This is a genomic window from Neobacillus sp. FSL H8-0543 (assembly GCF_038592905.1).
Taxonomy (GTDB): Bacteria; Bacillota; Bacilli; order Bacillales; family Cytobacillaceae; genus Neobacillus.
In genome coordinates this window covers 4927634-4941529 of sequence record NZ_CP151943.1, presented here as the reverse complement: position 1 = coordinate 4941529, position 13896 = coordinate 4927634, and the positions used below count along the sequence as shown (strand labels likewise).

10 protein-coding genes and 1 pseudogene are annotated in these 13896 nt (G+C 41.0%); 1 reads left to right on the top strand and 10 read right to left on the bottom strand.

Annotated features, from left to right (window positions below; translation table 11 throughout):
* Positions 1-46: 46 nt before the first annotated feature.
* From melA to NSS81_RS24510, 7 genes are all read right to left on the bottom strand, one after another.
* A complete protein-coding gene (gene melA / locus NSS81_RS24540) occupies positions 47-1342 on the bottom strand; it encodes an alpha-galactosidase (RefSeq protein ID WP_342431218.1) in 1296 nt (431 codons plus the stop codon).
* Positions 1343-1395: 53 nt separating this feature from the next.
* Positions 1396-2223 carry a carbohydrate ABC transporter permease gene (locus tag NSS81_RS24535; RefSeq protein ID WP_342431217.1) on the bottom strand — a complete coding sequence of 276 codons (828 nt, stop codon included), beginning with the start codon at positions 2221-2223 and terminating at the stop codon, positions 1396-1398.
* Between the two features lie 13 nt (positions 2224-2236).
* Positions 2237-3178, bottom strand: a complete 942-nt coding sequence (locus tag NSS81_RS24530; protein WP_342431216.1) for a sugar ABC transporter permease — start codon at positions 3176-3178, stop codon at positions 2237-2239.
* 59 nt (positions 3179-3237) lie between these two features.
* Positions 3238-4512 (bottom strand): ABC transporter substrate-binding protein, encoded by a 1275-nt coding sequence (locus NSS81_RS24525; RefSeq protein WP_342431215.1) that lies wholly within the window; start codon positions 4510-4512, stop codon positions 3238-3240.
* 241 nt (positions 4513-4753) lie between these two features.
* Positions 4754-5782 (bottom strand): LacI family DNA-binding transcriptional regulator, encoded by a 1029-nt coding sequence (locus tag NSS81_RS24520; RefSeq protein WP_342431214.1) that lies wholly within the window; start codon positions 5780-5782, stop codon positions 4754-4756.
* A 458-nt stretch (positions 5783-6240) separates the two neighbouring features.
* Positions 6241-8403: a DUF4832 domain-containing protein gene (locus NSS81_RS24515; protein ID WP_342431213.1), complete on the bottom strand. Its 2163-nt coding sequence runs from the start codon at positions 8401-8403 to the stop codon at positions 6241-6243.
* A 165-nt stretch (positions 8404-8568) separates the two neighbouring features.
* Positions 8569-10998 (bottom strand): hypothetical protein, encoded by a 2430-nt coding sequence (locus NSS81_RS24510; RefSeq protein WP_342431212.1) that lies wholly within the window; start codon positions 10996-10998, stop codon positions 8569-8571.
* A gap of 355 nt (positions 10999-11353) precedes the next feature.
* Here NSS81_RS24510 and NSS81_RS24505 point away from each other — a divergent pair, with 355 nt between their 5' ends.
* Positions 11354-11506 carry a hypothetical protein gene (locus NSS81_RS24505; protein WP_342431211.1) on the top strand — a complete coding sequence of 51 codons (153 nt, stop codon included), beginning with the start codon at positions 11354-11356 and terminating at the stop codon, positions 11504-11506.
* Between the two features lie 443 nt (positions 11507-11949).
* Here NSS81_RS24505 and NSS81_RS24500 read toward each other — a convergent pair whose 3' ends face one another.
* The 3 genes and pseudogenes from NSS81_RS24500 to NSS81_RS24490 form a co-directional block, all read right to left on the bottom strand.
* The gene (locus tag NSS81_RS24500; protein ID WP_342431210.1) at positions 11950-12081 is read right to left on the bottom strand and encodes a hypothetical protein; all 132 of its coding nucleotides are present in this window, start codon (positions 12079-12081) and stop codon (positions 11950-11952) included.
* A 356-nt stretch (positions 12082-12437) separates the two neighbouring features.
* Positions 12438-12877: pseudogene (locus NSS81_RS24495) on the bottom strand (beta-ketoacyl-[acyl-carrier-protein] synthase II); the annotation flags it as partial.
* A gap of 66 nt (positions 12878-12943) precedes the next feature.
* Positions 12944-13855, bottom strand: coding sequence for a polyferredoxin (locus NSS81_RS24490; RefSeq protein ID WP_342431209.1), 912 nt, complete (start codon positions 13853-13855; stop codon positions 12944-12946).
* Positions 13856-13896: the final 41 nt, after the last annotated feature.

Here is a 13896-nt window from a genome sequence, read left to right as displayed (position 1 = left end):
TCAATATCATAGTCTCGAAATCTATTTTTTCTCTAATTCTCTAATATTAAATCTCAATATAGCTACGTTCTGCTTCATATAATTCATCAAACATGGCTTTTATTTCCCCTAAAGAACAAACAGCTGCAGTCAGTGGATCCACCATCAAAGCGTGCATCGCCATTTCTTTATCTTTGTTTAGAGCAGCATCCACCGCAAGCTCAAAGAAAGCCTGATTGGTTCGGCATAAAGCCGCTAAATGCTCTGGCAAACGGCCAAATCGGGTTGGATGCACCCCATTTCGGTCAACCAAGCAGGCCACTTCTACGACACCGTCTGGTTTCAAGTTTTCAATTAAACCTTGATTCAATACATTCCCGTAGATAACTTTAGGTTCATTTTTAACCATACCTTCAATAATCACCGCTGCATATTCATCACTGGATTCCAGTTTAATTTCATCCTCACCAGTCAGCTTTCTTCTTATTTCCTCGTCGTTTTCTTTACGCCATGTTGGCCAACTGTTGGCATAAAATCCAGTCCCTCCATTGTACCCAGTACTACAGTGCTTATCTATTAAATCCTGTCTCTTACGATAATAAGGAATATACTCAGAGAAATGACCGCTGGACTCAGATACAAAAGCCCCAAGGTATTGCATGGCATCAAATTTAACAGGATCCTGGGCAAGCAGGTCAGCGTCCTTCATTTTTTCTCTTAAAACAGGATACATATCCTTACCATTATGTGTAAGTTCAACAAACCATGACATGTGGTTAATCCCGCCAGCTCTCCATTTCAATTCATCATAAGGAATGCCTAAATATCTTGCTAAATCGTTAGAGGTATTTTGTATGGAGTGGCAAAGACCCACAACCGGGATAGTTGTCACCTTCGTTGTGGCAAGGGTGACAGCTGACATTGGGTTTGTATAGTTTAGTATGGTCGCATTTGGTGCAAGTTCTTCAATATCCTTTACAATGGCAAGCCAGGCCGGAAGTGTACGCAATGTTTTGAACAACCCCCCAGGTCCTAATGTATCTCCAATACACTGCTTCACACCATATTTTAGAGGAATTTCATATTCCAACTTAACAGTATGTAATCCCGCTACTTCAATTTGATTGATGACAAAATCCGAATCAGCAATTACCTTTTTCCGGTCAGTCGAGCCAATGACAGACCACTTTTTACCTATCTTTTCGATGATTTTTTCAACAAGCTGATGGGCGATATCCAAACGCTCAGCATCAAGATCGACAAGAGCGATGATTCCTTCGTCCAACCCCTTGATAGTGAGAATATCCACAACGATGTTTTGAGTAAACTCACTGCCTGCACCGATAATACTTACTTTCAACATAATGATCTCCCTTTCCTATTTCATCTTATTTATTTGAAACGCCTAATTACGGCTTATTTGAAGCCCGTTAAAGCCAGACCCTTAACGAACTGCTTTTGGAAGATTAGGAATACAATAAACACTGGAATCATGATTAGGACTGAGGCGGACATGACGATATTATAGTTGGTCACATGTGACCCGTTAAAAAAGACTAGCGCCAAAGGCAAAGTCATTTTCTCTTCATCATTTAAGACAATTAATGGCCAGACATAGTTATTCCAAGCAGCCATAAATGTAAATATCGCTAAGGCGGATAACATCGGTCTGACTAGAGGGAGAATGATTCGATTAAAAATAAAAAATTCACCAGCCCCATCAATCCGGGCAGATTCTATCAAATCATAAGGCAGTTCCTCAATGGCTTGCCTTGCCAGGAATACACCAAACGCACTGACCAAGCTTGGTAAAATCACCGCCGAAAGATTATCGATCAAACCTAATTTATAAATAATTAAATACGTAGGAATCATCAGAATTTGTGGTGGAATCATCATCGTGGCAATCACCACAAGAAAGATCATTTGTTTCCCGGCAAACCGAAACTTTGCAAAAATATAACCTGATAGCGCACTTGAAAATACAGTTGCAACGGTAATAAGCGTGGCTGTAAATAAACTATTAAATAACCAGCGTACAAACGGTGCATCTTGAAAAACGGTTTTATACCCTTCAAATGTAACCTTATGAGGAAGAATAGAGGTGGATGAAATAATCTCTAAATTCCCCTTTAGCGAGGAGAGCACCATCCATAGATATGGGATGATCATTATGAAGGATGCGATGGTTAGAAAAGTGATCATTAAAATGTATGGAAAACTAATTTTTTTGCCCCTTCTCATGAAGCAACCCTCCTTAATATTCCCATTGACTTCTCCCAACACGGAGCTGAATGAGCGAGATGAGTAGAATAATAAGTAGCAAAACCGTGGCCATTGCGGAGGCATACCCCATTCGCGAATAGCCGAAAGCAGTTTTATATATGCTCAAGGAGAGTACATTGGTCGCACCGCCTGGACCGCCTTTGGTCATAATCTGGAATTGAGCAAACATCTGGAAATAGGAAATGACCGTCATGATTAAAATAAAAAGTGATGTTCTTTGAAGCAACGGCAGCGTAATATGCCTGAATTTCTGAAAACCATTGGCACCGTCCAGTTCTGCTGCTTCATAAAATACCTTTGGAATGGCATCCAAACCAGCCATAAAAATAATAATGTTATAGGCAACATCTGCCCAAAGCGTCACAATAATAACGGAAATCATCGCCATTTTCCCGTCTGTCAGCCAACCGACATTGGCGTGACCGAAAAAAGCTAAAATCATGTTAAACAGCCCATCATTTCCGCTTCGAAGCATGGTAGACCAAATTAATGAAGCAGCAGATAACGGGGCAATAGCCGGTAAGAAAAACAGGGTCCGAAACGTATTTCTTACAAATCGATTTCTCACTCTATTGATCATGCTTGCAATAGGCAGTGTGATCAAAATATTTGCTGGTACTGCAACGAACACGAAAATTAATGTCGCCTTCAAGGAGGCAAGAAAGACTGGATCCTTCCATAATTCAGTATAGTTTTTCAGTGCGATGAAGGGCGAATGGTCTGCTAAAGGATCATATTGATAGAAAGAGAGAATGATCCCCCATATAATTGGTATAACCATGAAAACAACAAAAAGGAGCAGAATCGGTGTCAAGGACAGGATAATGAATTTTAGTTCACGATTATTCCTTTTGGATTTTTTATACTGGGACCGATATGACACTGGCTTAACTATTTCTTGTTTTACCTCCACGAGTTCAACCCCTTTCTTGGATGATTGCCCCCCTCCTTCTTGGGAAGGGGGCCGCTTCATTATTGTCCGTCGAGCATCTTGTTAATGTTCGTTTCAAGCTTTTTCAGGCCGTCTTCGACAGAAGTCTTGTTCTCACACATCTCGATGAATGCAGCGTTTATTTCATCCCACATGTAGTCACGATCACCAATTGGACCAATGTATTTTCCATATTCAAGGACACTAAGAGGCGTTTCCATCATGGGTGCAGCTTTAATAAAGTCTGGTCCTTGTGCTACAGATTTTTGGGCTGGAACGGTATGGGAAACAAGATTCCAGGCCAATGCATTTTCAGGTTGGCTTACAAATTCCAGATACTTAAGTACTGCTTCTTTATGCTTCGTTTTCTTATTACCAACGATTCCCCATCCGGATTCAGAAGCGAAGGATGGCGGATTGCTAGTGAAAGATGGGATCGGCGCATAATCAAAATTTTCAACTTGATAAGTGGTTTCTGCAGCAGGGATGACCCATGGACCTCTCATCGTCATCGCAGATTCTCCCTTAAAGAAGTAGTCAGAGCTATCCAAATCATAATTCATTTCTTTATAATCAGCCACTTTATAATCCCTGGCCAATGTAACCATTTCATTCATAGCCTTGATCGCTTCAGGTGAGTGGAAGTTTATATGGCCATTTGAATCCCAATAGTCTCCACCTTGTTGTAAAATCATCGATAAGAACAAGAAAGTGACAGAGTCATAAGAGGTGAAATCAAAGCCTTTTACCTTGATGTTCTTTCCATCCATAACCGTCAATTTTTTAGCCGCTGCCACTAATTCATCCCAAGTTTTTGGATACTCTAATCCGGCATCCTTGAACATATCCGGATAAGCAAGCATGGAACCGTTCTCAATATTGTACTCAAGCGGAACACCATAAACCTTTCCATCTTTTAAGTAACCGCCAAGCGGGGCTTCATAGAAATCATTTTTATATTGGTCTCCATTAGGGACCTCGAGCAATAAATCATTTTTAGTGTACTGAGGCACCCAGGTTCCAAACATTTCAGCAAGATCTGGACCGTTGCTGGCACTAAAAGATGCTTTTAGCTTATTGACGTATTCATCATAAGGAAAGTTTTGAAACTTAATTTTGATATTCGGATGTGAGTCTTCAAACGCCTTTACCAATTGTTTATCTGCTTCTTCAATCCCTGTATCTTTATGTGACCACATGACTAACGTTATTTTTCCAGAATCAGTTCCCCCAGAGCTGCTACTGCTGCAAGCTGTAACAATTGACATAATGAGTAAAAATGAGAGTACGACTGCGAACGACTTTTTTAACCTCACAAAATCTCCTCCTTAAATTTATCTTACAATTCGCTAATGATTTGGGATAAATTCACAACCATCTACTTCCCCCTTTTGAATAGAAAAATTTATTATTTATTGGAAGTTCTGATTGGACAGAACGAATCCTAGTTAATCGCGCATGAAAGCCCTTTCAATTTAGTCAAAGATTAATCGCTTCAAACTCCCGCTTTTTTTAAAATTAAGTAATCTGGGGCAGCAATTGCTTCTGTGGTTCATACTAAGTTGATTGACGAATACACAATTCATAAGGAAGAAGAATTCTCATTGGCACCACATATCTTTCTTCCATATAATCAAATAGCACATTAGCAGCCATCTCGCCAATTTCAATTTTAGGGATATGGATGGTGGATAGTGGCGGCGCGGTGTATTTTGAAATTTCAATATTATCAAAGCCAAAAAATGCAAGATCTTCTGGTATTTTCAACCCCTTATCGGCGGCGGCCCGCATCGCCGATATGGCCATAACATCACTGGCAATAAACATAGCTGTCGGTAAGTCATCCTTTTGTTCATCAATAAACCGGCTCATTAACTTATAGCAATTTTCGATCTGCCATTCCGCATTGATAATCCTGTTTGGATTGATTTCTATTCCTGCATTAAGGTGTGCATCTCTATATCCTCTGAAACGTTTTTCTCTAGTGATGTCTCCCGATATGCCAACACCACCAATAAACCCAATTTTTTGGTGCCCTTTTGAAAGTAAATGCTCAACCGCTGCCTTTGAGGCATGCTGACGGTCTGTACTCACCGTCGGGATGGTCACATCATTCACATCAATTCCAACAACTGCTCTCGAATTATCTTTTATTATTTTGTATAAGTCCTGGATAATACTTCCAACAAGGATAATCCCGTCTACTTTTGTTTCGGTAATAAATTTTTTTAACACTTCAGGATCGCGCAGTTCATCAATGGTATGTACAAAAGAAAGTGAACTTTTCCTTTTTGATAGGGCAGATTCAATCCCTTTAAGAATTTCTGTAAAATAAGGATAGGAAAACTGAGCATACGGTACAGAAATAATACAGCCAATTTTCCCGATTGTCTGGCTTCCTTCCCTGCTCCCTTTTACCAGCTTCTGCGCCCATGCATTGGGCCGATATTCTAATTCTTCGGCCACTTCTAATATTTTTTTTCTAGTTTGTTCGCCAACTGAACGACTTGTATCATTATTAAGAACTCTTGACACAGTTGAAATGGATACTCCTACTATATCCGCTATTTCTTTTAGAGTTACCAAGCACTCACACCCTTTCATTACTTTCTATCAAGTTAATTAGCCAAAAATCAAACTCGAAGCCAAACTTTTAGCCAAACGTTTTCCCTATTATGTTAACCCTTGTTATTTCAATAGTCAACACAAAATACAAAATGTTCAAAAAATAATTAATTTTCAACCCGACTATCTAAAAACACTCTTTTTATCTTATATCGTTTTTGGTGGCCCTAAATTACAGAAATTTGATGGTATTTCCTGTCCAAAATTTGACAAGTATAATGACCTTATATTGTCAAATTTTGGACAGGAAAGACGCCTCCCCTCGTGTATACCTGCGCCAACAGAAATAAGGGAGACGTCCTACAAATTAACTATATGATTTTTGTATCTTATAAAAATAGCAGTTTTGAGGGCTTTGGGCCAAAAAAAATGCAAGACTTGTTCGCGAACCCAACCGGGTTCTCGAACAAGTCTATTGTCTACTTGACTGTCGTCGAACCAATTAAGTTTGCTCCAAGGGAAGTATTCCAAATATCGTGATTCGCAAACTGTATACTTCGCCTGTTAGTGCTAGTTTCTTTAGGATCATTGATCTTCAAGTAAATATCATAGTCACCAGCAGGCACAGAACCAAATGCGCTCATCTTAATTGAGAAGTTCAAATCACGGTATGCAGCGGTATTGCTTGCCCTGCTGTCCAAATCTGGCCGCCAATCCCTTGCGTCAAGGTTCGTAAGTGCCGTGTAGGTGTTAGAACCGTCTTTGGCTTTCAGAATTACCGACACATTTTTCTTGTTTACTACATTACCAAAGCCCACGTTTTGAATCTTCCCTTCGAACCTCAGGGTACCATTCCGCACTACCCATTCACTTGCATTAGCCTCACGCAACACTAACCGGTAGCCCAATCTGTCACGCATATATTCCATTCCGTTTCTGCCGTCATACACCGGGTCAAAGATTGCCGTTCGAGTCACTCCATCGTGTGGAGGCGTAAACGGTGCGGTGACGTTTGCTTCATTATAAACAAAATTACCCCAAAGAGCATAAGTGTTTTGGTTATAACTTGTATTCAAATGAGTAGTTTGAGCATAAGCAGATTCATAAAGAACGTTTGGAAATCTGGGATAGATATTATCGGCAGCACCGGGCCCAACTGTTTCACCGCCATAGAAGTTATTTTGATTTCTCATCCAGGTTAAAACAACGTTACGATCAAAATCATCCGGATCCCCAGTTCCAATTAATGCATACCCTTCGGAAAGCGAGCCATTGTCATTATACCAGTCACCGTCCAAACCGTACGTATAACTATCGTTGAACATACCGAAACGTTGCGCCGGTGTTCCGCGTGCCGGGGCCGGCATTAAATTAGTAAAGCTATAATCAGTACCATACTCAACGTTATGCCATGCCATGACTCCGCCCGCATGTACTAAAATTGAACGCGAATCGGGAACATAGTTCAGCAACGCATTCAGAAGCCAATGGTAACCCTCCCGAGTGCTGGCATATGATGACGAGTGCATTTCGCCCCATGGGCCAAAGATACCCCCTTTAACAGCCATTATGCTATCTTCGAAGTCGCTGAAAACATTTCCAAGCTGCCAAAGATGATATTGTACCCAGTTTTTGTCCTCGTGACCGGGTATACCACTCAAATCAGATTCCTCAGGAATTCCTGTTTCATACCAACCCCGACCTTGTGGCGCCCCTGGTTCGCTATCGTGAATGACCTGGTCATAAATTCCACTATCAATATAAGTATAGCCCCTTCCGTCATAACTAAATTTCACAATGGCAACAGCATCGCTATCTCTTACCCTTTGAAGTGCTTTCCTTACATAATCAAGCGCAGCGGGTGTTATAGGTTGAGTTGTTCCATATTCTGGCGGAGTAGCACCAGCAGCACTCCAGGGTCCAATGGGTCTTCCATTGAGGGGGGCATTCGACGAAAAGTTTCTCAGGTCAAATTCCATATAAACGATGCTAGCATCGACAGGGACCGTGGTACCTGTTATGGTGGCCTTTAAGTTAGGAAAACTTGGAGTTCCACCGTCAACCGGAATTACATATGATTGGGGTCTGTAAAAGCCCCTGTCCGGATTCGGAATATCAACAGGATTCTCCGTATAGTTAAGCCCCTGTAACACAAGCGACTTTTGTTTGAACTCACTAATAAATACCATGTTGATGTTTTTGCCTTCCTTCATCTTTGGGATAAAGAACACAAAGCAATCATCTTCGGTCATTTCCTGGCCAGGCTGGATCGCGATTTCGAAATCCCAGTATGAATTGGATGTTTTCGCGGTCAGAATGAAGCTTTCAAACTTATCGAATACCGAAGCCTGAACCTTTAAGTGGCCATTGTCCGATTGTTTGGAATCCCAGTTAAAGTAGATACCTGGAAATTCCGAATTGTGGGCATTGGATGTTATTTTAGGGCCAGAAGCATTTTTGCGCGTATCGTTTTGAACGGCATCAATAACTGCTGCTACTTCTCTATCATTCGCCCCATTCCATACAATGTCGTTTCCGGGAGCCTTCACCGAGCTGAACTCCGCCCTTGCGGCATCCAATGAGCTTGACAACACCAGGCAAACGATTAACAGGATCGCAAGCCCTCCGAATACTTTTTTCAATTCCTAACCTCCCCAAGTTAATATAGTTAATAAACTTAGATTGCAACCTAAGTTATCTGTTTCGCACAAAAAGCGTGCTCAACAGGCTAAAGCCCATAATTGTAAAAAGATCTGATCCGAAGTCAATTTCGGACCAGATTTTTTCGTTAGCTTTTCACAAATTTGCTATTTTTTCTTTACTTTCAATGTAACTTCCTTAGAAGTTATGGAATTTCCTGAGGTGTCTTTTATGACGCATCGATAAGTTGTGTTATCCAGTGAAAGGGCTGCCTTTACGGTGTAATCGCCACTGTTAGTGTTTGCAATATCCGTCCAAGCGCCCTTAACGAGCTGCTGCCACTGATACGTGTAGTTTTCGTCGCCATATGCAGCTTTTGCGGAGAAAGTAACCATGTCACCGATATTTACATTTTGGTTCTTAGGAATCAAAGCAAAACTCATAGGTTTCAGGTTTACTTTGAATGTTTGAGACATATCCTGTAATTCGTTATTACCCAGTGTAACTTTAACTGTATAAGTTCCTACCGGCAGATGAAATGGAAGTTGAAGACCCAATATTGCTGAATCGCTTACAATCTCACCACTTGCGGAAATAGCTGGGTTCAGTGAATTTCCGTTTGAATCCACTAATTCAGCTGATACAGCTGTTAAGTCAACCGCATTATTTGTTTTTACAGCCACATTCAATGTTCCGCCATCATGTCGAACGATTGCTTTAGTTGACAATGAAACTCCTTCAATGTTTACTAACCTCAGTTTGAAGGTGATGCCCTTCCAAGCTATAATTGAGGATGGGTTCACGATTACGTCGCCCACCTTGTAGGCGGGATCCTGCGAGGCAGTAACGACCCAATTTGCCATCATGCCAGTAGGTAGGTTCAACTTTGGAACTGGTATCGTGTTGGTGTGGTTTGGCAAGACACTTGTGTCTGCACTCCAAACGTCATTTTCCGTGTTTGGAACGGAGCCATCAATGACATCGGCACCATTATAAGTGAATGTGAATTTGGATAAAACGGATCCACCGGGAATACCTCCATTAGCAGTCCAGTAGGTTTCCCATGATGGCCATCTACTGTTGCTATAGACACCTACATTGTCCAAATACACTCCGTCAAATCCCTGGTTTATGATTCTGTCAATGGAAGACGTGTTGTCTCCGGTAGTCTTATGGTTGTATTGGCCGTCGCCGTTGATAATAATGTCTCTCCACGCCGGATCCCACCATTGCACTATGGCCTCTTCAGTGTAGTTTCCGCCATAACCGAAAGCCAGCCACGTCGGAGTGCCTTCTTCGGCAGGAGTATATACTCTTGAGGCTCCGCTTCCGGTTGTTGTGCCGGCTTTCATACTCCTAGGTGTATTCGGATTATTAGGATCTGCCATTGTCCACTCATCCTGGGCGTACCAACGATTCTGCTCCGCCGAGCCGATGCTCAAATACGCGATGACCTGCCGCCTGCCACCGTCGGACTTAACCTTAAGGCTATCGATCTCTTCTTTTGTAAGAGGGGTTTGGTTTTCCGGAAAAGCCCTATGATTGTAAAACGAATCAATATAAATAACATCATAGTCTGAGTTCCTGAGCGCTTCAAGCCAAGTCTTTCTACCGTCATTGACGTTAAGACCTGCTTGTCTCCACCACCAGTCCCATTCGTCCCCATATAGCGCTTTCACGCCATCAATATCAGTGGGATCCCCGTCTTCTCCAGCAACCGGTTTATACTGGCCGCCTACGGAAGGAACCAGTAAGCCACTGCCGTATGAGTCATATATTCTAGCCCTATCACCTTCTCCGCCTTCTGCAACAACTGCTGCTTCTTCAGCGTCCCATTTGTCCCAAGCATCATAAGGTCGGCTGTTGATATTGTATAGGTAGTTTTTCGCGTCAGTCAGATTATTGACATTTCTGGTGCCGTCTATTCTGCTACTCAGGCCTATAGTGGTCGGATTTTCGACCCAAAAGTAATCCCCATTGACAGCCCAGCGCCATCCGGGGAATAGACTCTGAGCTAATTCCCCACCAATACGCGGATACGGAATAATGCCCCACGCATTGGCTCTGGCATAATAATTGTCAAGCTGCTGTTGGGTATTAACCACAGTAGTATCGGACACATATATGCCTGCTTGCTTTAACGCAATGTATTTTTGTTGGGTTGTAGTTGGAGTAGTTAAGGGCCCGTTTCCTACCATCCCTTCAATTCCCCAACCATCAACTAAAGAAAGGATACCCTCGTCAACTCCGTTGGCAGAAACGCCATCTTTAAAAGCCAGATCGATTCCGTCCTGCGGAATAATTTTAAAGTCCGGGTTTTTAAGCTTCGCATGTAGAGCAAGCTCCAGAATAAAGGCCTGCATCCTATGAAGACGCCCGGTTGTGCCGATTGTTTCATCTGAATATAGATCATTAATATGCGTCTGTAGTTCCTCAACTGTTTTGCCACCAATCGTTGTTTGTGCACCTGAATCCGCAAATGCAAAAAAAGGCAACAGGGTTAGGGTCATCAGCACCGGAAGGATAACGGACAGGGTTTTTTTTGAAACCCTTTTCATAACAGCCATCGCACTGGTACTTTTCTTGTAATGTTGCATTTTATTCGACCTCCTACAAAATACAAATAACACATTATTCTGGAGATGTGATCCTCCGTTTTCAGCCTCATTTATTCTAGAGTTGTGGCTCTCTGTTTTCAGCCTCTTTTTTTCAGAGTTGTTATTTTCTGTTTTCTACATTACTTTAGTAGCTTGAGTGTTCTAACTTCTCTTTTACACTAAAAGGGCAAAACAGTCTTTCACCACCTCCTTTCTTGGTAACTTCAAATCTCTTAATAACTCATTACTTCTATTTAATAGATATAACTTGGATTCGTTACCTTACTTCACCTCCGGTTAATGCCTAATATTCATAATGTATAAAAAAACCTCAAGATAATTGTAAGGTGACAAAATGAGAAAGGTTAACTTAACTATGGATAAAAATCAAAAGTACACAATTAATAAAAAACTAGTTGAAACAGACGGTAAACAGGACAGTGCTGCTTTCACCCTTGGATGTACGAAAAACCATGTAAACCGTATGATCCAAGGCTACAAGAAATAAGGTAAAGCTTTCTTTGTGTACGGTAATCGTGGTCGTAAACCTGGACATGTCATCACCGAAGAAACCAAACAGAATATTTTGGATTTTTTATCGTACAAAATATTAGGTTGCTACGGATACATCTGTGAAACAAGTCCGGAAATTGAGTGGGCTAGCGGTAGTAATACCATGGAGGTTTAGTTCTATTGGCTGTGTGAAAAAAACATATAGCGTAAGTATTCTATGATGGAAGGGCAACTATTACTGCAGGCTTCTAAGAGGACTTTTTCGTATTCTTCTGTAAATTCGATGTTGATAAATCAGGTTGAAATGTTCATCCGGAAAATCTGCCATTTTTGTTGAAAGCTTTAGTGTGCCGGGGGAATGACCCTAAATGTGTCAATCATTATCGTAAGCCCTTTCAAATCATTCAAAAGTAAAAAATAGAGATCCATCCCCCGTTTCTACAAAATCGCCATGACGTCACTGGCAATAAACATCGCTGTCGGCAAGTCATCCTTTTGTTCATCAATAAACCGGCTCATTAACTTATAGCAATGGCTATTTCTTTTCGAGTTGCCAAGCACCACACCCATTCATTATCTATTAAGTTATTTGGCGTCAAAAAGCCAAATCTATTCAGCCAAATTTTAGCCAAATTTTAGCCAAATGTTTTCCCTTTTATCTTAACCCCGCTTTTTGGAATAGTCAACAGAAAGTATTGAATGTTTAAATAACAATAAATTTTCAGTCTATTAACTTACTTTCATTCTATTTATCTATTATAAACAAAGTTTAATCATTGTTTGAATACAAAAACATTCTTCTCGCTTATTACCCCCAGAAAACTAATCATTTTCAGCCAAACGTTTTCCATTAAAAATGGAATAAGGTTTTAAAAATAACCTTGTTCCTTTTTCCTACTTAAAAATTAATCATGACGATTAAATGTTCAGGCATCAATAAACTTTTTAAAAATTTGTGTGGCATTGTGTCCGCCAAATCCCAGGGAGTTGGAAAGGATCACCTGTACGTCTTTCTTCTTTGCCTCGTTTGGTACGTAGTCTCAATCAAGTTCTTCATACGGTGTTTCATAGTTAATGGTTGGCGGGAGGATTCCATCCTTGATGGCTAATACAGAAAAAATAGCTTTGATTGCACCTGTTGCACCTAACAAGTGCCCCGTCATGGATTTAGTGGAACTGACAGAAAGCTTGTAGGCATGCTCCTTAAATACTTCCTTTATGGCTAATGTTTCATACAAATCATTATAATAGGTTGAGGTGCCATGAGCATTGATGTAATCCACCTGTTCCGGAGTGATCCCGGCATCCGCAATTTCATGGCACGCTGTGCGCCTTCTCCCTCTGGTGCGGGTGTCGTAATAGGAAAAAAGGGTCAGTCCCCAAGTACGTTAAAGCTTTTGTGTACTGGGGGACTGACCCCTAAATGTTAAATTTAGTTAGAAGAAAGATATCCTTCTCGTTTAGTACTACACATGACACACTTTTCATCATCTTCCCTCAATGTGTTGTATGGTTGGTTACATACACTGCATTGCTTCTTATGAATAGGGTAATGAATGTCGTTAACAGCCGATATAAGTTCTTTAATCGTGATAGCCTTCTCCGGACAAATATCTGCACATAGCTGACAAGAGGAACAAGATTGGGTTGCCACAATAAAGCTTGTCTCCGATATGGTCAGACACTTTTTAGCGCAAAGAATATTACAGGCTTTACATAATGTGCATGTATTTGGATCCACAGCAATACTTGTGAATTGGTAATCAGGGTAATATTTTTCCAAATCTAGATCGCTGTGTGTAAACCTCCATTTCGCTGGGGTTGCTTGCACCATGAGTGATTGGCTACTCTTTTTCCAAAGAGAAAAGAGTTCTCTTCTAGAATAGGATTCTTCCGCTTTTTCTATAGCCTTATTCGAAATAGTGAAAGGCTCTTCACCAAGTTGATCCAACATCGAATTCGTTTCTTCCACTACATGTTTCCAAGCCCCATTTAATGAAGGTTCTTCACTAACAATCACTTTAACGCCTTTTTTGCGCAACACGAGCAGTTCCTTCACGGTTGGTGTGTGCTCTCGAGTAATCAAAAGTTGGTTATTGATAACTGTTCTTTTCGGATAAATCCCTGAAATCGATTGGGTGGAGCAAGCAGAAATACAATTTCCACACTCGCTACATTTATCCCTCTCAATAACAGGCTTATTATTTACTAGTGTGATTGCCTTTTCTTCGCAAACAGCTATACACTTTTCACAGGAGGAATGTGGACTCCGATGGCGAGTACAGGACGTTGAAATTTCATATTCATAATCAAGACTCTCTACCCATTTACCCAATAGACCCATCTCATTCACCCTCACCTAATAATTAGTTTTTATCTGAATGT